At 68.4% G+C, this 23,078-nt stretch carries 21 protein-coding genes; 11 read left to right on the forward strand and 10 right to left on the reverse strand.

Annotation, left to right across the window (positions count from 1 at the left end):
* Nucleotides 1–654 carry a histidinol-phosphatase gene (locus tag B7D75_RS01650; protein ID WP_043103745.1) on the reverse strand — a complete coding sequence of 218 codons (654 nt, stop codon included), beginning with the start codon at nucleotides 652–654 and terminating at the stop codon, nucleotides 1–3.
* A 203-nt stretch (nucleotides 655–857) separates the two neighbouring features.
* On the opposite strand from B7D75_RS01650, the gene B7D75_RS01655 reads away from it, so the two are divergent.
* The 3 genes from B7D75_RS01655 to B7D75_RS01665 all read left to right on the forward strand — a co-directional run bounded on the left by B7D75_RS01655 (nucleotide 858) and on the right by B7D75_RS01665 (nucleotide 4,795).
* Nucleotides 858–1,337, forward strand: a complete 480-nt coding sequence (locus tag B7D75_RS01655) for an RNA pyrophosphohydrolase (protein WP_003084400.1) — start codon at nucleotides 858–860, stop codon at nucleotides 1,335–1,337.
* A gap of 23 nt (nucleotides 1,338–1,360) precedes the next feature.
* Nucleotides 1,361–3,640, forward strand: coding sequence for a phosphoenolpyruvate--protein phosphotransferase (gene ptsP, locus B7D75_RS01660; protein ID WP_012073950.1), 2,280 nt, complete (start codon nucleotides 1,361–1,363; stop codon nucleotides 3,638–3,640).
* A gap of 117 nt (nucleotides 3,641–3,757) precedes the next feature.
* The gene (locus B7D75_RS01665) at nucleotides 3,758–4,795 is read left to right on the forward strand and encodes a sensor domain-containing diguanylate cyclase (protein WP_012073951.1); all 1,038 of its coding nucleotides are present in this window, start codon (nucleotides 3,758–3,760) and stop codon (nucleotides 4,793–4,795) included.
* A gap of 4 nt (nucleotides 4,796–4,799) precedes the next feature.
* On the opposite strand, the gene B7D75_RS01670 is transcribed toward B7D75_RS01665, so the two are convergent.
* The gene (locus B7D75_RS01670) at nucleotides 4,800–5,555 is read right to left on the reverse strand and encodes an NRDE family protein (RefSeq protein ID WP_012073952.1); all 756 of its coding nucleotides are present in this window, start codon (nucleotides 5,553–5,555) and stop codon (nucleotides 4,800–4,802) included.
* A gap of 121 nt (nucleotides 5,556–5,676) precedes the next feature.
* Between B7D75_RS01670 and B7D75_RS01675 the strand changes: the two genes are divergently transcribed.
* The 3 genes from B7D75_RS01675 to B7D75_RS01685 all read left to right on the forward strand — a co-directional run bounded on the left by B7D75_RS01675 (nucleotide 5,677) and on the right by B7D75_RS01685 (nucleotide 8,286).
* Entirely contained in the window at nucleotides 5,677–6,459 is a 783-nt protein-coding gene (locus tag B7D75_RS01675) for a sulfite exporter TauE/SafE family protein (RefSeq protein WP_107113679.1), read from the forward strand.
* Between the two features lie 23 nt (nucleotides 6,460–6,482).
* A complete protein-coding gene (gene lgt / locus B7D75_RS01680) occupies nucleotides 6,483–7,283 on the forward strand; it encodes a prolipoprotein diacylglyceryl transferase (protein ID WP_107113680.1) in 801 nt (266 codons plus the stop codon).
* A 208-nt stretch (nucleotides 7,284–7,491) separates the two neighbouring features.
* Nucleotides 7,492–8,286 (forward strand): thymidylate synthase, encoded by a 795-nt coding sequence (locus tag B7D75_RS01685; RefSeq protein WP_107113681.1) that lies wholly within the window; start codon nucleotides 7,492–7,494, stop codon nucleotides 8,284–8,286.
* A 36-nt stretch (nucleotides 8,287–8,322) separates the two neighbouring features.
* Here the strand turns inward: B7D75_RS01685 and B7D75_RS01690 are convergent, their stop codons facing one another.
* Nucleotides 8,323–9,699, reverse strand: coding sequence for a GTPase/DUF3482 domain-containing protein (locus tag B7D75_RS01690; protein WP_058130041.1), 1,377 nt, complete (start codon nucleotides 9,697–9,699; stop codon nucleotides 8,323–8,325).
* Nucleotides 9,692–11,077 (reverse strand): DUF2868 domain-containing protein, encoded by a 1,386-nt coding sequence (locus tag B7D75_RS01695; RefSeq protein WP_058130042.1) that lies wholly within the window; start codon nucleotides 11,075–11,077, stop codon nucleotides 9,692–9,694. Before B7D75_RS01695 ends, B7D75_RS01690 begins: the two co-directional genes overlap by 8 nt.
* 187 nt (nucleotides 11,078–11,264) lie before the next feature.
* On the opposite strand from B7D75_RS01695, the gene B7D75_RS01700 reads away from it, so the two are divergent.
* On the forward strand, nucleotides 11,265–11,627 hold the full coding sequence (locus B7D75_RS01700) for a hypothetical protein (RefSeq protein ID WP_053816530.1): 363 nt from the start codon (nucleotides 11,265–11,267) through the stop codon (nucleotides 11,625–11,627).
* A gap of 36 nt (nucleotides 11,628–11,663) precedes the next feature.
* Here the strand turns inward: B7D75_RS01700 and B7D75_RS01705 are convergent, their stop codons facing one another.
* The gene (locus B7D75_RS01705; RefSeq protein ID WP_053806525.1) at nucleotides 11,664–12,821 is read right to left on the reverse strand and encodes a glycerophosphodiester phosphodiesterase; all 1,158 of its coding nucleotides are present in this window, start codon (nucleotides 12,819–12,821) and stop codon (nucleotides 11,664–11,666) included.
* 210 nt (nucleotides 12,822–13,031) lie between these two features.
* Here B7D75_RS01705 and B7D75_RS01710 point away from each other — a divergent pair, with 210 nt between their 5' ends.
* The 3 genes from B7D75_RS01710 to B7D75_RS01720 all read left to right on the forward strand — a co-directional run bounded on the left by B7D75_RS01710 (nucleotide 13,032) and on the right by B7D75_RS01720 (nucleotide 15,773).
* Nucleotides 13,032–14,126, forward strand: coding sequence for a hypothetical protein (locus tag B7D75_RS01710; RefSeq protein ID WP_107113682.1), 1,095 nt, complete (start codon nucleotides 13,032–13,034; stop codon nucleotides 14,124–14,126).
* The gene (locus tag B7D75_RS01715; protein ID WP_107113683.1) at nucleotides 14,123–15,166 is read left to right on the forward strand and encodes a hypothetical protein; all 1,044 of its coding nucleotides are present in this window, start codon (nucleotides 14,123–14,125) and stop codon (nucleotides 15,164–15,166) included. The genes B7D75_RS01710 and B7D75_RS01715 overlap by 4 nt, the downstream gene beginning before the upstream one ends.
* Before the next feature lie 100 nt (nucleotides 15,167–15,266).
* Nucleotides 15,267–15,773: a dihydrofolate reductase gene (locus tag B7D75_RS01720; RefSeq protein WP_043103761.1), complete on the forward strand. Its 507-nt coding sequence runs from the start codon at nucleotides 15,267–15,269 to the stop codon at nucleotides 15,771–15,773.
* Between the two features lie 15 nt (nucleotides 15,774–15,788).
* On the opposite strand, the gene B7D75_RS01725 is transcribed toward B7D75_RS01720, so the two are convergent.
* The 5 genes from B7D75_RS01725 to pfpI all read right to left on the reverse strand — a co-directional run bounded on the left by B7D75_RS01725 (nucleotide 15,789) and on the right by pfpI (nucleotide 21,990).
* Nucleotides 15,789–16,262 (reverse strand): metallophosphoesterase family protein, encoded by a 474-nt coding sequence (locus B7D75_RS01725; RefSeq protein WP_004368471.1) that lies wholly within the window; start codon nucleotides 16,260–16,262, stop codon nucleotides 15,789–15,791.
* Nucleotides 16,263–16,399: 137 nt separating this feature from the next.
* Entirely contained in the window at nucleotides 16,400–17,785 is a 1,386-nt protein-coding gene (locus B7D75_RS01730; RefSeq protein ID WP_058130044.1) for a nucleobase:cation symporter-2 family protein, read from the reverse strand.
* A gap of 230 nt (nucleotides 17,786–18,015) precedes the next feature.
* Nucleotides 18,016–19,854: a dihydroxy-acid dehydratase gene (gene ilvD / locus B7D75_RS01735; protein ID WP_107113684.1), complete on the reverse strand. Its 1,839-nt coding sequence runs from the start codon at nucleotides 19,852–19,854 to the stop codon at nucleotides 18,016–18,018.
* Between the two features lie 327 nt (nucleotides 19,855–20,181).
* Entirely contained in the window at nucleotides 20,182–21,378 is a 1,197-nt protein-coding gene (locus B7D75_RS01740) for a class I SAM-dependent rRNA methyltransferase (protein ID WP_043103766.1), read from the reverse strand.
* Between the two features lie 72 nt (nucleotides 21,379–21,450).
* Nucleotides 21,451–21,990 (reverse strand): protease PfpI, encoded by a 540-nt coding sequence (gene pfpI / locus B7D75_RS01745; RefSeq protein ID WP_033997959.1) that lies wholly within the window; start codon nucleotides 21,988–21,990, stop codon nucleotides 21,451–21,453.
* A 216-nt stretch (nucleotides 21,991–22,206) separates the two neighbouring features.
* Between pfpI and B7D75_RS01750 the strand changes: the two genes are divergently transcribed.
* Entirely contained in the window at nucleotides 22,207–23,031 is an 825-nt protein-coding gene (locus B7D75_RS01750; protein ID WP_074197250.1) for an HDOD domain-containing protein, read from the forward strand.
* The last annotated feature ends 47 nt before the right edge of the window (nucleotides 23,032–23,078 follow it).

Here is a 23,078-nt window from a genome sequence, read left to right on the forward strand (position 1 = left end):
TCAACGCAGGGAAATGATCGGCCAGCCGCGTTTTTCCGCCTCGGCGCGCAGGCGAGGATCGGGGTCGACGGCCACCGGCCGGCTGACCTTCTCCAGCAATGGCAGGTCGTTCAGCGAGTCGCTGTAGAAGCTGGCGCCTTCCAGGTCCAGGCCGTTCTCGTCGAGCCAGCGTTGCAGGCGTACCACCTTGCCGCCCTGGAAGCAGGGTACGTCGAAGGTCTGCCCGGTGTAGCGGCCGTCGCGCATCTCGCACTCGGTGGCGATCAGGGTATCCACCCCGAGCCGTTCGGCGATCGGGCCGGTGACGAAGCGATTGGTGGCGGTGATGATCACCAGCCGGTCGCCGGCGGCGCGGTGCTCGGCGAGCAGCGCCTCGCCCTTGGCCAACACGATCGGCTCGATGACTTCCTGCATGAACTGGCGGTGCCAGGTTTCCAGCTGGGCCATCTCGGTGCGACCGAGAATCGCCTGGGTGAAGGCCTGGTAGGCAAGGACGTCGAGCTTGCCGGCCACGTAGTCGGCATAGAAGGCGTCGTTGCGCGCCTGGTATTCGGCGGCGTCGACCAGGCCGCGCTGGCACAGCCATTCGCCCCAGCTATGGTCGCTGTCGCCGGCGAGCAGGGTGTTGTCGAGATCGAAAAGGGCCAGACGCACGGGGTGACTCCATCGGTTGGCGGGTGGCGGAGGGGCCGCGAGAGCCTTTTGCGAAGGTTCCCGCCGGGCCTTGGGAAAACCCCTAGCCTACCGGCTTTTGCCGGCCCTGTATCCTCCCCGCGCGAGTCGCAAAGCCGCGCGTTGCCGCTATCACAAGCTTTATGGAACAATGCGGGCACATGCGATTTCGAGGATGTCCCAGCGTGATCGATTCCGATGGTTTTCGCCCGAATGTCGGCATCATTCTCGCCAACGAGGCGGGGCAGGTGCTGTGGGCGCGGCGTATCAATCAGGAAGCCTGGCAGTTCCCGCAGGGAGGCATCAATGATCGCGAAACGCCGGAAGAGGCGCTGTATCGCGAACTGAACGAAGAAGTCGGCCTGGAGGCCGGCGACGTGCGCATCCTGGCCTGCACCCGTGGCTGGCTGCGCTACCGCTTGCCGCAGCGCCTGGTGCGGACCCATAGCCAGCCGCTGTGCATCGGCCAGAAGCAGAAGTGGTTCCTGCTGCGGCTGATGTCCGACGAGGCGCGCGTGCGCATGGATATCACCAGCAAGCCCGAGTTCGATGGCTGGCGCTGGGTGAGTTACTGGTACCCCCTGGGACAGGTGGTGACCTTCAAGCGCGAGGTCTACCGCCGCGCCCTGAAGGAACTGGCCCCGCGCCTGCTGGCGCGGGACTGAACACGGAGACAAGGCCCCCGAGCATGCTCAACACGCTGCGCAAGATCGTCCAGGAAGTGAACTCCGCCAAGGATCTGAAGGCGGCGCTGGGCATCATCGTGCAGCGGGTCAAGGAGGCCATGGGTACCCAGGTCTGCTCGGTCTACCTGCTCGACACCGAGACCCAGCGTTTCGTCCTGATGGCCACCGAAGGCCTCAACAAGCGTTCCATCGGCAAGGTCAGCATGGCCCCCAGCGAAGGCCTGGTCGGCCTGGTCGGTACCCGCGAGGAACCGCTCAACCTGGAGAACGCCGCCGCCCACCCGCGCTACCGCTATTTCGCCGAGACCGGCGAGGAGCGCTACGCGTCGTTCCTCGGCGCGCCGATCATCCACCATCGGCGGGTGATGGGGGTGCTCGTGGTGCAACAGAAGGAGCGCCGCCAGTTCGACGAAGGCGAGGAGGCCTTCCTGGTCACCATGAGCGCGCAGCTCGCCGGGGTCATCGCGCATGCCGAGGCGACCGGCTCCATCCGTGGCCTGGGCAAGCTCGGCAAGGGCATCCAGGAGGCCAAGTTCGTTGGCGTGCCCGGCGCCCCCGGGGTCGGCGTGGGCAAGGCGGTGGTGGTATTGCCGCCGGCCGACCTGGAAGTGGTGCCGGACAAGCAGGTCGACGACATCGACGCCGAGATCGCCCTGTTCAAGCAGGCGCTGGAGGGCGTCCGCGCCGACATGCGCGCGCTGTCGAGCAAGCTCGCCAGCCAGTTGCGCAAGGAAGAACGCGCGCTGTTCGACGTCTACCTGATGATGCTCGACGATGCCTCCATCGGCAACGAGGTCAAGCGCATCATCCGCACCGGCCAGTGGGCCCAGGGCGCCCTGCGCCAGGTGGTGATGGAACACGTGCAGCGCTTCGAACTGATGGATGACGCCTACCTCCGCGAGCGCGCCTCCGACGTCAAGGACATCGGCCGGCGCCTGCTCGCCTACCTGCAGGAAGAGCGCAAGCAGAACCTGACCTACCCGGAACAGACCATCATCGTCAGCGAGGAACTCTCCCCGGCGATGCTCGGCGAGGTGCCGGAAGGGCGCCTGGTCGGCCTGGTCTCGGTGCTCGGCTCGGGCAACTCGCACGTGGCGATCCTCGCCCGCGCCATGGGCATCCCCACGGTGATGGGGGCGGTCGACCTGCCGTATTCCAAGGTCGACGGCATCGACCTGATCGTCGACGGCTACCACGGCGAGGTCTACACCAACCCCTCCGCCGAACTGGTGCGCCAGTACAGCGACGTGGTCGCCGAGGAGCGCGAGCTGAGCAAGGGCCTGGCGGCCCTGCGCGAACTGCCCTGCGAGACCCTCGACGGCCACCGCATGCCGCTCTGGGTCAACACCGGCCTGCTCGCCGATGTCGCCCGCGCCCAGGAGCGCGGCGCCGAGGGCGTCGGCCTGTACCGCACCGAAGTGCCGTTCATGATCAACGACCGCTTCCCCAGCGAGAAGGAACAGCTGGCGATCTACCGCGAGCAGCTCAGCGCCTTCCACCCGTTGCCGGTGACCATGCGCACCCTGGACATCGGTGGCGACAAGGCGCTGTCCTACTTCCCGATCAAGGAAGACAACCCGTTCCTCGGCTGGCGCGGCATCCGCGTTACCCTCGACCACCCGGAGATCTTCCTGGTCCAGACGCGCGCCATGCTCAAGGCCAGCGAGGGCCTGGACAACCTGCGCATCCTGCTGCCGATGATCTCCGGCACCCACGAGCTGGAGGAGGCGCTGCACCTGATCCACCGCGCCTGGGGCGAGGTCCGCGACGAGGGCGTTGACATCGCCATGCCGCCGATCGGGATGATGGTCGAGATTCCCGCGGCGGTGTACCAGACCCGCGAGTTGGCGCGCCAGGTCGATTTCCTCTCGGTCGGCTCCAACGACCTGACCCAGTACCTGCTCGCCGTCGACCGCAACAATCCCCGTGTCGCCGACCTCTACGACTACCTGCACCCCGCCGTCCTCCACGCGCTGAAGAAGGTGGTCGACGACGCCCACCTGGAAGGCAAGCCGGTGAGCATCTGCGGCGAGATGGCCGGCGACCCCGCCGCCGCCGTGCTGCTGATGGCGATGGGCTTCGACAGCCTGTCGATGAACGCCACCAACCTGCCCAAGGTGAAGTGGCTGCTGCGCCAGATCTCCCTGGACAAGGCCCGCGACCTGCTCGGCCAGTTGCTCACCTTCGACAACCCGCAAGTCATCCACAGCTCGTTGCACCTGGCGTTGCGCAACCTCGGGCTGGGCCGGGTGATCAACCCGGCGGCCACCGTCCAGTCCTGACTCCCCGCGCGCCGGTCGCTTCGTCGTCCGGCGCTTACGCTTTGCGCGCAAGCGTATAGACTGCCTGCCATTCGGTAGAGGCCACTGGCCAGTCGAACGTGCGAGGGATTGCCGCAAATGGATGAACGGGCGTCGAAACCGCCGGGTCTTCTTCCGCTGTCACGCGAAGACCTTGAGAAGACCCTGCGTTATGCCCTGGAGATCGTCAGCGACGGGATCTGGGACTGGAATATCGCCACCAACCAGGTGAGCCGCAGCGCCGGCTGGTACCTGATGCTCGGCTATCCGCCGAACAGCCTGCCGGAGAGCGTGGACACCTGGAAGGGCATCATCCATCCCGAGGACTACCCTGGGGTGATGGCCAGCTTCCAGGCCTATCTCGATGGCGAAAGCCCGGAATACTGCGAGGAATACCGCTGCCGGACCTACAGCGGCGACTACCTGTGGATCAGCGATCGCGGACGCTTCGTCGAGTTCGACGAACGTGGCGAGCCGCGGCGGATGATCGGCGCGCACCATGAGATCCACCAGCGCAAGCTGGTCGAGCTGGAGCTGCAACAGCGCAACGAGGAGCTGTTCGACTGGAACCTGCGCCTCGAGGAACTGGTGGCCGAGCGCACCGAGGCGCTGCATCGGGTCAACCAGGCGTTGGCCCTGAAGATGGCCGAGGCCCAGCGCCTGAGCGAGATCGACCCGCTCACCGGGCTGTACAACCGGCGCAAGTTCGAACAGTGCCTGCACCAGGAGTGGATGCGCCGGCAGCGCCACGGACGCTCCACGGCGCTGGTGATGATCGATATCGACCACTTCAAGCGGATCAACGACCTGTTCGGCCATTCCATCGGCGACAGCGTGCTGGTGGACTTCGGCCACCTGATCGCCGGCGAGCTGCGCGAAGTCGATGTTCTGGCGCGCTGGGGGGGCGAGGAGTTCATCCTGCTGCTCCCGGAAACCGCCTTGGAGGCCGCCGCGGCGCTGGCTGAGCGGCTGCGCCAGCGGGTCCGTGGCCAGCCGTTCGAGGTCTGCGGGCGCTTGACCGCGAGCTTCGGCGTCGGCGTGCTGGACGACGGCGAAACCCTCGACCTGCTGCTCTGCCGGGTCGACGACGCGCTCTACCGGGCCAAGCAACGGCGCGACTGCGTGACCTGTTGCTGAGTCTTCAGTCCGGCGGCAGCACCAGGCTGACTTCGCCGAGGCGGGCGCCGGAGGGGCCGAAGCTGCGCTCGACGATCTCCCGCGAGCCGTCGGCGTGCACCCGCAGCGCGGTGCTGGCCCGGGTGCCGTAGCTGGGGCTGGCGATGAACACGCTGGAGAGCAGGCGCTCGGTGGCCAGGCCGACGCCGGTGTCCGGCAACTGGCCGTCGGTGGCCGGCTGTGGGTCGGCCAGCAGCTCCAGCAGGGCGTGCGGATGCGGCTCGGCGAGGCGTTCGGCAAGCGCCGCGCGGGCCTTGAGGAGTTTCGGCCAGGGACTGTCGAGCGCGGCGTTGGACAACCCGTAGACGCCCGCTGGCAGCAGTAGTGGCGGGCCGACGCGGGGGTTGTAGTGCCAGAGCTGGTGGCGGTCGCCGACCAGCAGGTTGAAGCCGGAATAGTCCGCGGCGCGCTCGGCGACCCGGGCCAGGTAGTCGGCCGGGTTGCCGCCGTCGCGCAGGAAGTCCGCCACCAGTTCGCCGCGCGAGCGCTTGCCGAGCGGCTGTGACGGATCGCGGACATTGGTCAGGGCGGCGAAGCGGCCGGCCGGGCCGAGCCCCAGCCAGGTGCCGCCGGCCTCCAGGTCGCGCCCGGCGAATACCCCCTCGGCGTCCTCCCAGGCCGCCAGCGGCAGGCTCGGACGGGCGTAGAACTCGTCACGGTTGGCGGCGACCAGCAGCGGCAGGGCGTGTCCCGGTTGCCAGGCGAAGACGATCAGGCACATGCGCGATCCTTGGAGTGGGCAGGCCGTCAGGCTAAAGGCATCGGCCATCGCCGTTCAAGCACGACGCCTGCCGCGCCGCGCGCAATTCCGTTACCATGCCGGCTTTCCAACGGGGGCGTGCATGGAGTTTCTCCTCTATATCGTGCTGGGCGCCTGCGCCGGCGTGCTGGCCGGACTGTTCGGCGTCGGCGGCGGCCTGATCATCGTCCCGGCGCTGGTGTTCAGCTTCACCGCGCACGGTTTCGGCGGCGATGTCCTGACCCAGATGGCGGTCGGCACTTCGCTGGCGACCATCGTCTTCACCTCGATCAACTCCATTCTCGAACATCACCGGCGCGGTGCGGTGTGCTGGCCGGTATTCGCCTGGATGACCCTCGGCATCCTCATCGGCAGCGCCCTCGGCGCGCTGACCGCGGCGCAGATCAAGGGACCGCTGCTGCAGAAGATCATCGGTGTGTTCGCCATCCTGGTCGCCCTGCAGATGACCCTCGACCTCAAGCCCAGGGGCCGACACGAGGTGCCCGGCAAGGGCGGGCTGACCGTCGCCGGCGCGGTGATCGGCTGGGCCTCGGCGATCTTCGGCATCGGCGGCGGTTCGCTGACCGTGCCTTTCCTCAGCTGGCGCGGCGTGCCGATGCAGCAGGCGGTGGCGACCTCCTCGGCCTGCGGCCTGCCCATCGCCATCTCCGGCGCGCTGTCGTTCATCGCGGTCGGCTGGCATAACCCGCAGTTGCCGGAGTGGAGCCTGGGCTACGTCTATCTGCCGGCGTTGGTCGGCATCGCCGCCACCAGTATGCTGTTCGCCCGTTTCGGCGCGCGCCTGGCCCACCGCCTGTCGCCGCGCGTGCTCAAGCGCCTGTTCGCCCTGCTGTTGTTCAGCGTGGGCGTGAGTTTCCTGATCTAGCTTTCTTGCCCTAGGAGTTATCGATGCTGACGTATCCCCAGATCGATCCGGTTGCGCTGGCCATCGGCCCGTTGAAGATCCACTGGTACGGGCTGATGTACCTGATCGGGATCGGCGGCGCCTGGCTGCTGGCGTCGCGCCGGATGAAACGCTTCGACCCGAGCTGGACCAAGGAGCGCCTGTCCGACCTGGTGTTCTGGGTCGCCTGCGGCGTGATCCTCGGCGGTCGCCTGGGCTACGTGCTGTTCTACAACCTGGACGAGTACATCGCCAATCCGACGCTGATCTTCGAGGTCTGGAAAGGCGGCATGTCCTTCCATGGCGGGCTGCTCGGCGTGATGCTGGCGGTCTGGTGGTTCGGCAAGCGCCATGGCAAGAGCTTCTTCCAGCTGATGGACTTCATCGCCCCGCTGGTGCCGATCGGCCTGGGCGCCGGGCGCATCGGCAACTTCATCAACTCGGAGCTGTGGGGCAAGGTCAGCGACGTGCCCTGGGCCATGGTCTTCCCCAACGGCGGCCCGCTGCCGCGGCATCCGTCGCAGCTGTACCAGTTCGCCCTGGAAGGCGTGGCGCTGTTCGTCATTCTCTGGCTGTTCACCCGCAAGCCACGGCCGGCCGCCTCGGTCTCCGGCCTGTTCGTGCTGTGCTACGGGATCTTCCGCTTCGTCGTCGAGTTCGTCCGCGTGCCGGATGCCCAGCTCGGCTACCTCGCCTGGGGCTGGCTGACCATGGGGCAGGTGCTCTGCGTACCGATGGTGCTGGCCGGCATTGCCCTGATGGTCTGGGCCTACCGCCGCGACGCAGCGCAGCCGAAGGCGGCCTGAGGGGCCGCTTCCGATGGTCGGGGCGGATAACATCGCAGGCGTCATCCGCTCCGGGCGGCCGGCCTTCCCCGCCTGGGCGCGCATGGCTTGCGCCGGTCGCGGCGAACTGGCGATGCAGCCGCCGCCACCGTAGACTTGGCCATCTTTCTTTCATCCCTCGGTGGGAGCCGCGACGCCGGCGCCGCACCGATATCGATCCGGGCCTCCGATGAAACAGTACCTCGACCTGATGCGCCATGTGCGCGAGCACGGCACCTTCAAGAGCGACCGCACCGGCACCGGCACCTATAGCGTGTTCGGCTACCAGATGCGCTTCGACCTGGCCGCGGGCTTCCCCCTGGTGACCACCAAGAAGTGCCACCTCAAGTCGATCGTCCACGAGCTGCTGTGGTTCCTCCAGGGCTCCACCAATATCGCCTACCTCAAGGAACACGGCGTCTCGATCTGGGACGAGTGGGCCGACGAGAACGGCGACCTCGGTCCGGTGTACGGCTACCAGTGGCGCTCCTGGCCGGCGCCGGACGGCCGGCACATCGATCAGATCGCCAACCTGATGACGATGCTGAAGAAGAATCCGGACTCGCGCCGGCTGATCGTCTCCGCCTGGAACCCGGCGCTGATCGACGAGATGGCCCTGCCGCCGTGCCACGCGCTGTTCCAGTTCTACGTCGCCGACGGCAAGCTCAGCTGCCAGCTCTACCAGCGTTCGGCGGATATCTTCCTCGGCGTACCCTTCAACATCGCCAGCTACGCCCTGCTGACCCTGATGGTGGCGCAGATCGCCGGCCTGCGGCCGGGCGAGTTCATCTGGACCGGCGGCGATTGCCACCTGTACGCCAACCACCTGGAGCAGGCCGACCTGCAGCTGACCCGCGAACCGCTGCCGTTGCCGAGCATGAAGCTGAATCCCGAGGTGAAGGATCTGTTCGACTTCCGCTTCGAGGACTTCGAACTGGTCGGCTACCAGGCCCATCCGCACATCAAGGCGCCGGTCGCGGTCTGACCGGCCGGCGGAGCCTCCGGGCTCCGCCTGTTCCTCTCATTCACCGCTGTCGGCCAGGTGTTCGGCCAGCGCGTCGATCTGTTCCTGGCGGTCGCCACCGCCCGCACGCCTGCCGTTGAGCGACGACCACTCCGGATGCGCGCGCGCCTTGCGCAGCGCTTCCGGCAGTTTGCCTTCGCGCCACTGCCTGTCTTCCGGGGTCTCCAGGCGGATCGCCTCGAGCGCCGCGTGGCCGCGTGTCTGCAGGGCCGCCAGGAGTTGCCGTTGGCGCAGCGCGAGCAGGCGCAGCACGGCGTCGTTGACGGTCAGCTCGCGGGCGCCCTTGAGCTTGCCGAGCAGGCGCGAACCGTAGTGGCCGACGGTCTGCCAGGCGCCGCCGGCGAGGGCGCCGAGGGCGGCGGCGGCGCCAAGGGTGACGCCGCCCACCAGCAGGTCGATGCCGGCGCCGGCCGCGGCGCCGGCCGCAACCCCGCCGCCGAGGCGGATACCGAGCTGGCGCAGGGTCTCCGGATTGAACAGATCGTCGCCCCAGCGGCCGTCGAGCAGCGGCAGGTCGGCGGCGCGGGCGTCGTCCCTGGCGAAGGCGTAGAGCCGCAGCAACGCTTCCACGCAGGCCTGTTCGCGCTTGCGCACCTGCTGGTGCAGATCGCGGGTGGCTTCCTGCACCGCGCTTTCGGCGCTGGCCACCAGGCGCCGGCAGGCGGCGACGTCGACCAGCAGTTCGGCGATCAGCCGTTGCCCGGCGCGCAGGCGCGCGGCGGCCTGTGCCTCGTGGTCGGCGATCAGCCGGTCGAGCTGCGGCCGGGCGCGCTCCAGCAGCAGCGCCAGGCTCTCGTAGAGGCGCCGTTCGCCGTCCAGCGGCGGGGCCACGCTGTCGAAACGCACCAGGGCGTGCAGGCCGAGGCGGGCGAGGGCGGCGCGCCACTCCTCCTCGCGATGCTGTGGGCTGGCGACGAAGTTCAGCACCGGCAGCAGCGGCCGGCCGCAGCCGGCGAGCACCGCCAGTTCGTCGCGATACTTGGCCAGCACCGGTTCGCGGGCGTCGATCACGTAGAGCCCGGCGTCGGAGGCGAGCAACTGGCGGACCACCTTGGCTTCCTGTTCGAAACGCCCGCGCGCTTCGTTGCTGTCCAGCAACCGCGCCATGCGTTCCGGGCCATCGAGACGCTCGCCGGGGCGCTCCAGGGCGTCCAGGTAGTCGAGCAGGGCGATGGCGTCTTCCAGGCCGGGCGTGTCGTAGAGTTCCAGCAGCGCTTCGCCGTCCACCGACAGCCTGGCGCCCTCGACGTGGCGGGTGGTGCTGGGGCGATGGGAGACTTCGCCGAATCCGCGGTCGCGGGTCAGGGTGCGCAGCAGCGAGGTCTTGCCGGTATTGGTGTGGCCGACCACGGCCAGGATCAGCGGCTCAGTCATGGCCGGTCTCCAGCCAGGCCAGCGGCGAGGTCTCGCCGTGCGGCAGTTGCAGGCGTTCCAGGGCGGTGTGCCAGTCACCCAGGCGGTCGCTGTCGAGCGCTTCGCCGGGCGGAGCCTGGAGCAGCCAGATGCGGGTGCTGGCGGCGCAGCGGGCGAGTTCGCCGAGCAGCGCCAGGGTGCCGCGGTCCGGCGAGCGACGCGGGTCGCAGGCGATGGCCAGGCGCGCCGGCGGGTAGCGGGTCAGTTGTTCGAGCAGGCGACGGCGCTGCTGGCCGTCGTCGAGGATGCCGGCGTCGGCGACGCCTTCGGCGAGCTTCGGCGGCCAGGGCCGGCGATCGTCCAGCTCCACCGCCACCAGCACCGCTCCGGCGGCTTCCTGGCCGGACTGGCCGCCCTGCGGCTCCGGCAGCCAGTCCGGTGCCGCGTCGCTGACGCCGAGGCGTTCGCTGGCCGGCATCAAGCGTTCGCGCAGCAGGCTGTAGCCTGGGTCGTCGAGGTCCAGGTCGAGGTGGGCCAGGCCGCGTTTCCAGCGCCACAGGCAGAGCAGACCGAGCAGCGCGCGCGGCAGGACCCCATAGACCAGCAGTACGCCTACCAGCCAGCCGGCCCAGGCGTGCCGTGCGGCTTCGTTGGCCAGGGCGGCGTCGCCGCTGGCGCGGATCAGCTCGGCGTCCGGCAACGGGAAGCCAAGCAACGCCGGCAGGGCGCCGAGCGCCTGGGTGAGGGCGATGAAGGTATCGCTGCCGAGAATGGTGGTTTCCCAGACGAAACCGTAGCGGCGGGTCGCCAGCAGGCCGAGGAGCATGGCCAGCGCGGTCAGCAGGCCGAGCAGCCAGAGCCCGTGGACCAGCGCGCCGAGGCCCCAGCGCGCCAGCCGGCGCCGGCCGAGCAGGACCAGTAGCGCCGGCGCCAGGTGCGCGGCGCGGGCGTCGCGCGCCAGCTTGCCGCTGAGCCACAGCCAGAGCCGGCCGAGCGCGCCCGCGGCCTCACCGCCGGCGAGCAGGCCGATGGCCCAGCCGAGCAGGGTCAGCAGGTGCAGGCCGAGCAGGCTGGCCAGCGCCCAGAACACGTTGACCGGACGCTGGCCGTCGCCGAGCGCGGCGAAGGCCAGTCCGGCGCCGCTGGCCAGGGCCAGCACCAGCAGCAGGGCCAGCGCCAGCCTCGATCCTTGGCGCCAGGTGCGCTGGGCCTCCAGCAGGCCTTCGCGGCGGCCGAGCCAGTGGGCACGGGTGAGAATGCGGCGCGGCAGGGAACCGCCCTGGGCCAGTGCCTGACGAACCGCCTCGCTGTCTTCCAGCGGGCCGGCCTGCTCCTCGCGCAGGCGAACGGCCTCGGTCAGCCAGAGGGCGTCGAGGCCGGGATGCGTGGTGTGACTCAAGTCACCTCCTGTGTCGATTTCCCTGCCGGGTGTGAATCCCGGTCGGACAAAGGCGTCTGATCAGCGCAAACATAGCAAAAAGCACCCATGCGGCTCATGCCGGCCTTCGCGACGGCGGGCGATGGGCGTGGTATTTCGACTGGCGCCGTGGCGAAAGCGTTCGGCGCCGGGGCAAGAGGAGCGCGAGATGAAGGTGGTACGCCGATGGCCTCTGGCGCTGTGGCTGGCAATGACCGGCACGCTGGCCGACGAGTTGCCCGACGGTTCGTTGCTGCAACGCTACGGCGTGGCGGCCGACCAGTTGCCGGCGCTGACGGCGGAGCCGCAGCCGCGCAAGGAGAAGGTGGAAGCGCCGGCGCGCTTCCGCCTGGCGCCGGAACAACCGTTGGTGACCTTTGGCGTCAAGGAGCCACAGGACGCGGAGCCCACCGGCAATCCGTCCATCGACGCCATGCATGAGCGTGATCGGCGGCTTTGCCGGAGGATCAGGCAGGAAGCGTTGGAAAAGGGCAAGGCGCCGCCGTTCGACAGCTATATCGGCTGCCCGTGAGGACGGCGCCGTGCCCGGGCGCCGTCCGCGACACCGTCAGCGCTGTTCGCGCAGGCGCACGGCGACGTCCGGCTGGTCGCTGAACAGACCGTCGATGCCGGCGTCGAGGTAGGCCCTGATCTCGCCGGCCAGGTCGCCGCGTGACTGCGGGTTGCCGTCGGCGCTGCGGAATTCCGCCGGAAGGAAGCTGTTTTCCGCGCGGAAGGTGTAGGGATGCACCTTCAGCCCGGCGGCGTGGGCGTCGCCGACGAAGCGGGTCGGCTGGCCGAGGTTGTCGTTGGCATCGCGGGGAATCACGTAGCTCTTGTCCGGACCGACCCCGTAGGCGTAGCGCGCCACTTGGCGCAGGCCCTTGGCGGTGGCCATCTCGGCGTAGGTCAGGCTGCCGCCGGTGGCCTGCTGGTCATAGGGCTGGCCGCTGCCGTAGAGCTGGATCAGGCGGATGCCGGTGAGGCGCTTGAGTTCCTTCAGGTTGTTCACCTCGAAGGACTGGATGAATACCGGCGCGCGCGGACCGAGGTAGCCGTTGCGGTGCAGGGTCTTCACCAGCGGACGCTCCATGGCCAGGCCGAGGCGCTGGAAGTGGGTGCCGTGCTTGATCTCCGGGTACAGGCCGATGCTGCGCTGCTGGCTGATTTGCAGGCTTTTCACCAGATCGATGATCTCCTGCAGGGTGGGAATCTCGAAGGTGCCGTCCAGGCGCGCATTGCCCGGGCGGATCGTGGGGATGCGCTCGATGGCGCGCAGGGTCTTCAGTTCGGCGAGGGTGAAGTCTTCGCTGAACCAGCCGGTGAGTTCCACTCCGTCGACTTTCTGCGTGCGCTTGCGGTCGGCGAATTCGGGGTGCCGGGCGACATCGGTGGTCAGGCCCAGCTCGTTGTCGTGGCGCGCGACCATCTTGCCGTCGCGGGTCATCACCAGGTCCGGCTCGATGTAGTCGGCGCCCATCATCACCGCCAGGGCGTAGGCGCCCAGGGTGTGTTCCGGTACGTAACCACTGGCGCCCCGGTGGGCGATGACCAGCGGCGAGCGCTCCTGGCCGGCCGGGTGGCGGGCGGAGGCCTGGCCCTGGGCCCAGTCGATGGCGCGTTGCACATTGCCGGTGTCGGCGGAGGCGGAGGCGGCGCTGGCCAGGCCAGCGGCGAGCAGCAGGCAGGCGGCGCCGAGCTGGCGGCGCAGGAAGGCTGATTGCATGACGGGTCCTCGTCGGCGGTTCGGGAGTGTTCCAGTCCAGCAGAGTGACGCAGCCAGGTGATACTTCTTTGCCCGTTTCGCGACATTCCCGTGACAATCGCTGCCAGCGTGTCGACGTCGGCGTTTTCCCGGCCAATCCAACGAAAGGGGCGGCCGGCCGGGGCAGGGTATAGGGTGACGGGCGCTCGCATAACAATGAGAGGACCGGCCATGGCCTCCCCGCAACCTGCCTCCGCGTTTCCCTGCCTGTCGCTGCAACTGGCCTGCCTGTTGCTGGGTGCCTGGCTGGCCTTCGATGCCCATGGTGGCGGCCAGGCCGTGGCGCCGCCGGCCCGCGTCGAAGCGCGTGTGCCGACGGCCGCTACCGATGACTGGGGGCGCCAGCCGGACAGCCTGATGAGCGGCGTGCCGCCGCGCGCGCTGGAGGCGAGCGTCGGAGCTCGCGGCTCGGGGTCGGCGAGTTCGCGGCTGTGGATCGCCGATACCGACTTCCGCCTGCACGACGACATCGGTTTCTTCATCCGGCGCATGCTGATCCGCATGGAACCGTCTCGTCCCGGCACGCCCTTGTTGCTCGACGATCCGACGGCGATGGTGGCGCGGATCCAGGCCGGCGAGATCTTCGTCAGCGACGCCACCCTGGCGACCCTGCTCAATCAGGACCTCGCCGCGTCCCGCGCCGCCGTGCGCAACCTCAGGATGAGCACCCGCAAGGACGGTCAGGAAGTGCGTGGCGAGTTGTTGCGCAAGGGCCGCTGGCGGCCGTTGCGGATGCTCACCGAGATCGAGCCGAGCGGTCCGCTGGAGGTGACCCTGATACCGCGGCGGATCTTCGTCGACGGGGTCGAGGTCACTTCGTCGCTGGCGGCCGCCTCGATCGAGATGTCCGAGGTGCTGAAGCTGAAGACCCGGCACATGGAACTGGTCGGCAACCGCATCCGCGTCGACCTCGACGGTTTGTTCCCGCCGCCGCGCCTGGACTTCCGCGTCAGCCGCCTGGCCCTGGCCGACGGCGGCCTGCAACTGGCCCTCGGCGATCCCCTGGACAGCCTGCAATGGCCGGCGCTGCGGGCGCCGGACAGCTACATGTTCATCGAGGGCGGCGACATCAAGATGGCGCGCACCGTGCTGGTCAAGGCCTACGCCCTGTTCACCAGCCTCAGCCCCGAGCGGCCGCTGCTGTTCAACCTCTACGACTACCGGCGGCAACTGCAGAATGGCGTGATCCGCCTGCGCGAGGACGGCATGGTGCAGATCGCCGTGTCGCCGGTGAAGGCGCCGGCGCCGCTGGAGGCACGGCTGTGAGCCGGCGTCCGTGGGGCGTGCCGCTGCTCGGCTGCTGCCTGTTGGCGGCCGGCGCGGCCCAGGCCGAAAGCGCCATCGACAGGCAGCAGCGCGAACTGGCCCTGCTGCGCGAGGGCTGGTACCGGCAGGTCCCGCCGGCGCCGCTGCCGCTGCCCATGCGTGCGGCCGGGCCGGCGGATTCCGGCCAGGATGGCGTCGGCATACTGCTGCGCAACGTGGACATGTACCTGCGCGGCAACATCGGTTTCCACGTGCCCGAGGTGAAGGGCTGGCTGGTGCCGAACCGGGCCGGCCAGCCGGTGGACTTCGACCGCCCGCAGGACATGCATTTCCAGGTGATGGAAGGCGAGGTGCTGCTCAGCCCGCGGCAACTGGCCAACCTGTTCAACGAGCACATCCTCGCCTATGACGGGACCATGCTGAAGGACTTTCGCATGAACAGCGCGGCGGGACGCCTGGAGGTGGAGGGGCGGGTGCGTCCGTTTGGGGTAGGGCCGTGGCTGCCGTTGCGGCTGGGCGGCGGCGTGGAGGTGGACGCGGGCAGCGGCGCGCTGGTCTATCGTCCCGACCAGTTGAAGGTGATCGGCCTGCCGCTGTACGGGGCGATGAGCCTGGTCGGCCTGCCGATGTCGGCGCTGGTCAGCCTCGATCGGCCGGGGGCGAGCCTGGTCGGCAGCGCCATGCGCCTGGACTACCGCAAGGTCTTCCCGCTGCTGGGCATCGACGGCCACGTACAGGAGGCATGGCTCGACGACCAGGGCCTGCACCTGCGTTTCTCCCAGGCGCCCGGCCGGCCGTCGCCGGTGTTCAGCCCGCCGGCCGTGGCGGGCCCGTCCTTCCTCTGGCTACAGTCCGGCGACCTGAAGATCTTCGAAATCCTCATCACCTACGCCCAGGTGCTGCTGAAGACCGAGAAGCCGGAGCAGGTGCTGACCTTCAACCTGCGGGACTACCGCAAGGTCCTGGCGACCGGCACCACCCAGGTCAACGAGGATGGCACCTTCTTCATGCGGGTGCCGCCCTATGCCAATCCCTTGTAACTGATGGCGGGCCGCTGGGGAGCGCCGCGCGGTTGGTCTGGAGTCCGCCGGCGCGAGTGTTTATCCTCGCGCCTTTGTCCTTCCACGATGAGGTAACCCCATGGCACGACCGCTGGCGATGATCGCCGCCCTTGGCGAGAACCGCGCGATCGGCATCGACAACCGCCTGCCCTGGCGCCTGCCGGCCGACCTCAGGCATTTCAAGGCGATGACCCTCGGCAAACCGGTGATCATGGGGCGCAAGACCTGGGACTCGCTGGGCCGGCCGCTGCCGGGCCGGCTCAACCTGGTGGTCAGCCGCCAGGCCGGCCTGGCGCTGGAGGGCGCGGAAGTGTTCGCCAGCCTGGACGCCGCGCTGGTGCGCGCCGAGGCGTGGGCGCAGGCGGAGGACGCCGACGAGCTGATGCTGATCGGCGGTGCCCAGCTCTATGCCGAGGCCTTGCCGCGCGCCGAGCGTCTGTACCTGACCCGGGTGGGCCTGGCGCCGGAAGGCGACGCCTTTTTCCCCGAGATCGATGACGCGGGCTGGCGCCTGGCGTCGAGCATCGAGCACGCCGCGGCTGACGATGCGCCGGCCTACGCCTTCGAGGTGTGGGAGCGCCGCTGACGGTGCCAGGCGGGGTCAGAGGGTGATCAGCTGCGCCTCGACCTTCTTCCCCGCCACTTCCAGCACGCCGATCCCGATCGGCAAGCTGAAGCGCCGCGGCCCGGCGCTGCCCGGGTTGAGGTAGAGCACGCCGTCGCGCTCTTCCTTCAACGGTTTGTGCGAGTGGCCGGCGACCACCACGTCGATGCCTTCGGCGGCCGGGTCGAGGTCGAGTCGCTTGAGATCGTGCAGCACGTACAGGGTCAACCGGCCGATCTTCAGCAGCAGGCGCTCGGGAATGTCCGCCGCCCAGTCCTGGGTGTCGTTGTTGCCACGGACCACCGAGAGCGGCGCCAGGCGCTCCAGCTCGGCGAGGATTTCCGGCTTGCCGATGTCGCCGGCGTGGATCAGCTGGTCGCAGCCGCGCAGCCGTTCCAGCGCCTCGGGCCGGAGCAGGCCATGGGTGTCGGCGATCAGGCCGATGCGCAACGGGCGGCGGGACTGGGGCATGGGCGCGGGTCCGGGTTGCGGGACGGAAGAGGGGCCGATGGACATGGCCCTGCCGTCGATCATACCCAACCATTGGCCGGGTAAGAAAACCCTGTCGGCGAAAACCGCGACGCCACCCGGAGGTGGCGCCGCGCGTATCAGTGTGCGGCCTTCTGGGCCGGGCTTTCCGGCAGGAACCAGTTCAGCAGCAGGGCGCAGATGCCGCCGGTGGCGACCCCGGATTCCAGCACGTTGCGCAGCGCCGCGGGCATGTGCGCGAGGAACTCCGGCACCTGCGAAACGCCCAGGCCGAGGGCCAGGGACACGGCGATGATCAGCAGGGCGCGGCGGTCCAGCTGGATGCCGGCGAGGATGTTGATGCCCGAAGCGGCCACCGCGCCGAACATCACCATCGCCGCGCCGCCCAGCACCGGCTCCGGCACCGCCTGGATGACCCCGGCGACGCTCGGGAACAGGCCGAGCAGGACCAGCATGGCGGCGATCCACAGGCCGACGTAGCGGCTGGCCACGCCGGTGAGCTGGATCACTCCGTTGTTCTGGGCGAACACCGAGCTGGGGAAGGTATTGAAGATACCGGCAAGGAACGAGTTGGCGCCGTTCACCAGCACGCCGCCCTTGATCCGCTGCATCCACAGCGGGCCTTCCACCGGCTGCTTCGACACCTTGCTGGTGGCGGTGACGTCGCCGATGGCTTCCAGGGAGGTGACCAGGTAGATCACCAGCATCGGGATGAACAGCGGCCAGGAGAAGTCCAGGCCGAAGTGCAGCGGGGTCGGTACCTGGAACAGCTCGGCCTGGTGCATGCCGGTGAAGTCCAGGCGACCGAGGTAGCCGGCCAGCGCGTAGCCGACGGCCAGGGCGATGACGATGGCGCAGCTGCGCATCCATACCACCGGGATGCGGTTGAGCACCACGATGATGCCCAGCACCACGCCGGACAGCAGCAGGTTCTCGCCGTTGGCGAAGGTACCGTCGGACATCGCCGAGAAGCCGCCGCCCATGCTGATCAGGCCGACCTTGATCAGGGTCAGGCCGATCATCAGCACGACGATGCCGGTCACCAGCGGGGTGATCAACCGCTTGACGAACGGCAGTATGCGCGAGATGCCCATCTCGACGAAGGAGCCGGCGATGACCACGCCGAAGATCGCCGCCATCACGCTTTCCACCGGCGTGCCCTGCTTGACCATCAGCGCCCCGCCGGCGATCAGCGGGCCGACGAAGTTGAAGCTGGTGCCCTGGACGATCAGCAGTCCGGCGCCGAACGGGCCGAAGCGCTTGCACTGGACGAAGGTGGCGATGCCGGAGATCACCAGCGACATCGACACGATCAGGTTGGTGTCGCGCGGCGATACGCCCAGCGCCTGGCAGATCAGCAGGCCGGGGGTGACGATCGGCACGATGATCGCCAGCAGATGCTGGAGGGCGGCGAGCAGGGCGATGGGAGCGCTGGGACGGTCGTCCAGGCCGTAGACCAGGTCGTTGCGGGGGCTGGCGTCCGACGGGCTTTGCAGGGAACTCATGGTGGCGGTCCGGGGAAAAAGAGCGCGATTTTACTGGGCGAACGCGGTCTCGCCCAGGCCTGGCTGCGCCGCATGTCGGTGGATAACGCCGGTGGCGTCATGCGCCCTACGGTTGGAACGTGGGTGAGCGGTAGGGCGAATAACCGCTTGCGGTTATCCGCCATTCGGCGTGCGCACGCGCGAATGAAAAAGCCCGGCGCGGGACCGGGCTTTTTTCGTCGCGGGACGATTCAGCCGTCCAGCAGCGCCTTGTTGCGTACCGCGCCCTTGTCGGCGCTGGTGGCGAGCAGGGCGTAGGCCTTGAGCGCGGTGCTGACGCGACGGGCGCGCGGCGCGGCCGGCTTCCAGCCCTTCTTGTCCTGTTCGACGCGGCGGGCGGCGAGTTCTTCGTCGCTGACCAGCAGGTTGATCGAGCGATTGGGAATGTCGATCAGCACCTTGTCGCCGTCCTGCACCAGGCCGATGGCGCCGCCGGCGGCGGCTTCCGGGGAGGCATGGCCGATGGACAGGCCCGAGGTGCCGCCGGAGAAGCGCCCGTCGGTGAGCAGGGCGCACTGCTTGCCCAGGCCCTTGGACTTCAGGTAGCTGGTCGGATAGAGCATTTCCTGCATGCCCGGCCCGCCCTTCGGCCCTTCGTAGCGGACGATCACGATGTCGCCGGCCTTCACCTCGTCGCCGAGGATGCCTTTCACCGCGGCGTCCTGGCTTTCGAAGATCTTCGCGCTGCCTTCGAACACGTGGATCGACTCGTCGACCCCGGCGGTCTTCACCACGCAGCCGTCGAGAGCGATGTTGCCGTAGAGCACGGCCAGCCCGCCTTCCTTGGAATAGGCATGCTCGACGCTGCGGATGCAGCCCTCGGCGCGGTCGTCGTCCAGGCTCGGCCAGCGGGTGTTCTGGCTGAACGCGGTCTGGGTCGGGATGCCCGCCGGACCGGCCTTGAAGAAGGCGTGCACGGCTTCGTCGCGGGTCTGGGTGATGTCCCACCGGGCGATGGCGTCGGCCATGCTCGGGCTGTGCACGGTGGCGACGTCGGTATGCAGCAGTCCGCCACGGGCCAGTTCGCCGAGGATGGAGAAGATGCCGCCGGCGCGATGCACGTCTTCCATGTGGTACTTCTGGATGTTCGGCGCCACCTTGCACAGTTGCGGCACCTTGCGCGACAGGCGGTCGATGTCGCGCAGGTCGAACGGCACCTCGGCCTCCTGGGCGGCGGCCAGCAGGTGCAGGATGGTATTGGTCGAGCCGCCCATGGCGATGTCCAGGGTCATGGCGTTCTCGAAGGCCTTGAAGTTGGCGATGTTGCGCGGCAGCACGCTGTCGTCGCCTTCGCCGTAGTAGCGCTGGCAGAGTTCCACGGCCAGGCGCCCGGCGCGCAGGAACAACTGCTCGCGGTCTGCGTGGGTGGCCAGGGTCGAGCCGTTGCCCGGCAGCGACAGGCCGAGGGCCTCGGTCAGGCAGTTCATCGAGTTGGCGGTGAACATGCCGGAGCAGGAGCCGCAGGTCGGGCAGGCGCTGCGCTCGTACTCGGCGACCTTCTCGTCGGAGCAGGAGTCGTCGGCGGCCACCACCATGGCGTCGACCAGGTCCAGGCCGTGGCTGGCCAGCTTGGTCTTGCCGGCCTCCATCGGCCCGCCGGAGACGAACACTACCGGGATGTTCAGGCGCAGCGCGGCCATCAGCATGCCGGGGGTGATCTTGTCGCAGTTGGAGATGCAGACGATGGCGTCGGCGCAGTGGGCGTTGACCATGTATTCCACGGAGTCGGCGATGATCTCCCGGCTCGGCAGCGAATAGAGCATGCCGTCGTGGCCCATGGCGATGCCGTCGTCGACGGCGATGGTGTTGAATTCCTTGGCCACGCCGCCGGCCTTCTCGATCTCGCGGGCGACCAGCTGGCCGAGGTCCTTCAGGTGCACGTGGCCGGGCACGAACTGGGTGAAGGAGTTGGCGATGGCGATGATCGGCTTCTTGAAGTCTTCGTCCTTCATCCCGGTGGCGCGCCAGAGGGCGCGGGCGCCGGCCATGTTGCGGCCGTGGGTGGAGGTTTTCGAACGGTAATCGGGCATGACGATTTCCTGCGGCTAATCAGGTTCGGGTTATGACTGTATCGTGAGCGTCGAGGGAACCGGATGCAAACGGGGAATAGCCGAGTGTACGGAGTTGGCCGGGGTCTGAATGGGGTCACCATTGGCGACGGCCTGGGCTCACTGCCCGCCGGGGGATGATTGGCGAGGAATGCCCGGATTCTAAGCCCAGAGCGGGCGAATGGGGAAGGCTGGCGGTCGGCGGAACGGCGCGTCGCGACCGGGCTGGCGTCTTGCGCCGCCCGTCGCGCCATGAGCTGCGCTGGCTGTAGGGCGGATGAGCGCAGGCGCTCATCCGCCGGGACGGGTTCAGCCGTTGGGCAGCAAGCGGCAGGTCAGGCTCTTGATGTAGCGGGTTTCCGGGATCGCCAGGTGCACCGGGTGATCGGGGCCCTGGCCGCCGCGCTCGAGCAGCTGGATGTTGCGGTCGAGATGGCGGGCGCTGCCGATCAGGATGTCCTGCAGGTCGTTCTCGGGCAGGTGCATCGAGCAGGAGGCGCTGACCAGGATGCCGTCCTTGCTCAGCAGGCGCATGGCCTGTTCGTTGAGACGGCGGTAGGCGGCCTCGCCGTTCTTCAGGTCCTTCTTGCGCTTGATGAAGGCCGGCGGGTCGGCGATCACCACGTCGAAGCGCTCGTCGGCGGCCTTCAGCTCACGCAGCGCCTCGAACACGTCGCCCTCGACGCAGGCGACCTTCTCCGCCACGCCGTTCAGCGCCGCGTTGCGCTCGACGCCGTCGAGGGCGAAGGCGGACGCGTCCACGCACATCACTTCGCTGGCGCCGAAGGCGGCGGCCTGGATGCCCCAGCCACCGATATAGCTGAACAGGTCGAGGACCCGCTTGCCCTGTACGTAGGGCGCCAGGCGCGCGCGGTTCATGCGGTGGTCGTAGAACCAGCCGGTCTTCTGCCCGGCCAGCACCGGCGCCTCGAACCTCACGCCGTTCTCTTCCAGGGCGACCCACTCCGGCACCTCGCCGTAGGCGTTGGCCACGTAGCGCTCCAGGCCCTCGGCGTCGCGCGCGCTGGAGTCGTTCTTCCAGAGCACGGCGGCAGGCTTGAGCACCTGCAGCAGGGCGGCGAGCACCTCGTCCTTGCGCAGTTCCATGGCGGCGGAAGCCAGTTGCACCACCAGCACGTCGCCGAAGCGGTCGACCACCAGGCCGGGCAGCAGGTCGGAATCACCGTAGACCAGCCGGTAGAACGGCTTGTCGAAAAGCCGCTCGCGCAGGCTGAGGGCGATGTTGATGCGATGAACCAGCAGCGATTTGTCGAGAATGTGCTTGGTATCGCGGGAAATGAGGCGGCCGCAGATGAGATTGTTCGGGCTCAGCGCGACGATTCCCAGCGGCTTGCCGTTGGCCATTTCCAGCACGGCCTGGTCGCCGGCGGCGAAGGCGTTCAGTGGCGTCGCGGCGACATCCACCTCGTTGCTGTAGACCCACAGGTGACCGGCGCGCAGGCGGCGCTCGGCGTTGGCTTTGAGACGCAAGCTGGGCAGGGTCATGGGAAAGGCTCCGGCAAAAGAGCGCGATTATAGCGCAGCGACGGGGTTCGCCGCTGCGCGAACGCGAGCCGTTCAGCCGGCGAGGATGTCGATGAAGCGACGGCTGAAGGCGGGGATGTCGTCGGGTTTGCGGCTGCTGACCAGCTTGCCGTCCACCGCGACTTCCTGGTCCACCCAGTGGCCGCCGGCATTGTTGATGTCGTCCTTGAGCGACGGCCAACTGGTCAGAGTACGGCCCTGCACCAGGCCGGCGGAGATCAGCAGCCAGGCGCCGTGGCAGATCACCGCCACCGGCTTGCTCGCCTGCTCGGCGCGGATCACCAGTTCCTGGGCCTTGGCCAGGCTGCGGATCTGGTCGGAATTGACCACCCCTCCGGGCAGCAGCAGGGCGTCGTAGTCGTCCAGGCTGGCGTCTTCGAAGGTGCCGTCGACGCGGAAGGCGTCGGCTGGCTGGTGATGGTTCCAGCCGCGCACTTCGCCGCTCTTGTCGGAAAGAATCCTTACCGTGGCGCCGGCGTCTTCCAGGGCCTTTTTCGGACCGGTCAGTTCGACCTGTTCGAAACCGTCGGTCACCAGGGCGGCGACGACCTTGCCGTGCAGGGATTGGGTCATGGCGTGTCTCCCGATATCAGAAGGGGTATTCATTCCGACCCTGGCGGCTGCGGGAAAAGTTCCATGTCCGTTGCCTGGCGCCGCTTTTCCGGCAGAAGCCCGCCCCATGGCGGGGTTCTCCGGGTAAACTGCGCGCACCGTCAACTTTCGCCTTCGCCCCTCATGGTCCAAGAACTCACCGCCGAGCAGATCCGCCAGGCCCTGCAAGGCATCAGCGTGCCGCCGCAACCCCAGATCATGGTCGACCTGCAGATGGAGCAGGTCATGCCCAATCCGGACCTGAAGAACATCGCCAGGCTGATCAGCCAGGACCCGGGCCTTTCCGGCGCCCTGCTGAAGCTGGTGAACTCGCCGTTCTTCGGCCTGGCCAACCGCATCACTTCGATCCAGCGCGCGGTGAACCTGCTGGGCAGCCGCTCGGTGATCAACCTGATCAACGCCCAGTCGATCAAGGGCGAGATGAGCGACGACACCATCGTCACCCTCAACCGTTTCTGGGACACCGCCCAGGACGTGGCCATGAGCTGCCTGAGCCTGGCCAAGCGGATCGGCTACGAATCGGTGGACGAGGCCTACGCCCTCGGCCTGTTCCACAACTGCGGCATCCCGCTGATGCTCAAGCGCTTCCCGCACTACATGGCGGTGCTGGAAGAGGCCTACGCCGCGGCCAGCGACGAACGCCGGGTGGTGGACACCGAGAACCGCGTGCTGAACACCAACCACGCGGTGGTCGGCTACTACACGGCGCGCTCCTGGCGCCTGCCGGAGCACGTCTGCGAGGCGATCGCCAACCACCACAACGCGTTGTCGATCTTCGGCGACGAGTCGGCACGCGACACCCAGCTGAAGAACCTGCTGGCGATCCTGAAGATGGCCGAGCACATCTGCGGCTCGCACCGGATTCTCGGCAACCAGCCGGAAGACCACGAGTGGAACAGCATCGGCGCGCTGGTGCTGGACTACGTCGGTCTCACCGACTATGACTTCGAGAACCTCAAAAGCTCGATCCTCGAGCTGGGCGTCGGCCAGGGCAGCTACTGACTGGTCGCGCCGCGGCGCTTCCTGCTAAGGTGCGGCGGTCAACCGGA

The organism is Pseudomonas paraeruginosa (assembly GCF_003025345.2).
Classification (GTDB): Bacteria; Pseudomonadota; Gammaproteobacteria; order Pseudomonadales; family Pseudomonadaceae; genus Pseudomonas; species Pseudomonas paraeruginosa.

Excerpts from the sequence above, each read along its gene's own strand:
- pfpI (WP_033997959.1), bottom strand. The coding sequence starts at position 21,990 with ATGACCCAATCCCTGCACGGCAAGGTCGTCGCCGCCCTGGTGACCGAC.
- B7D75_RS01670 (WP_012073952.1), bottom strand. The coding sequence starts at position 5,555 with ATGTGCCTGATCGTCTTCGCCTGGCAACCGGGACACGCCCTGCCGCTG.
- B7D75_RS01720 (WP_043103761.1), top strand. The coding sequence starts at position 15,267 with ATGGCACGACCGCTGGCGATGATCGCCGCCCTTGGCGAGAACCGCGCG.
- lgt (WP_107113680.1), top strand. The coding sequence starts at position 6,483 with ATGCTGACGTATCCCCAGATCGATCCGGTTGCGCTGGCCATCGGCCCG.
- B7D75_RS01730 (WP_058130044.1), bottom strand. The coding sequence starts at position 17,785 with ATGAGTTCCCTGCAAAGCCCGTCGGACGCCAGCCCCCGCAACGACCTG.
- B7D75_RS01705 (WP_053806525.1), bottom strand. The coding sequence starts at position 12,821 with ATGCAATCAGCCTTCCTGCGCCGCCAGCTCGGCGCCGCCTGCCTGCTG.
- B7D75_RS01740 (WP_043103766.1), bottom strand. The coding sequence starts at position 21,378 with ATGACCCTGCCCAGCTTGCGTCTCAAAGCCAACGCCGAGCGCCGCCTG.
- B7D75_RS01710 (WP_107113682.1), top strand. The coding sequence starts at position 13,032 with ATGGCCTCCCCGCAACCTGCCTCCGCGTTTCCCTGCCTGTCGCTGCAA.
- B7D75_RS01685 (WP_107113681.1), top strand. The coding sequence starts at position 7,492 with ATGAAACAGTACCTCGACCTGATGCGCCATGTGCGCGAGCACGGCACC.
- B7D75_RS01725 (WP_004368471.1), bottom strand. The coding sequence starts at position 16,262 with ATGCCCCAGTCCCGCCGCCCGTTGCGCATCGGCCTGATCGCCGACACC.
- B7D75_RS01675 (WP_107113679.1), top strand. The coding sequence starts at position 5,677 with ATGGAGTTTCTCCTCTATATCGTGCTGGGCGCCTGCGCCGGCGTGCTG.
- B7D75_RS01700 (WP_053816530.1), top strand. The coding sequence starts at position 11,265 with ATGAAGGTGGTACGCCGATGGCCTCTGGCGCTGTGGCTGGCAATGACC.
- ptsP (WP_012073950.1), top strand. The coding sequence starts at position 1,361 with ATGCTCAACACGCTGCGCAAGATCGTCCAGGAAGTGAACTCCGCCAAG.
- B7D75_RS01665 (WP_012073951.1), top strand. The coding sequence starts at position 3,758 with ATGGATGAACGGGCGTCGAAACCGCCGGGTCTTCTTCCGCTGTCACGC.
- ilvD (WP_107113684.1), bottom strand. The coding sequence starts at position 19,854 with ATGCCCGATTACCGTTCGAAAACCTCCACCCACGGCCGCAACATGGCC.
- B7D75_RS01690 (WP_058130041.1), bottom strand. The coding sequence starts at position 9,699 with ATGACTGAGCCGCTGATCCTGGCCGTGGTCGGCCACACCAATACCGGC.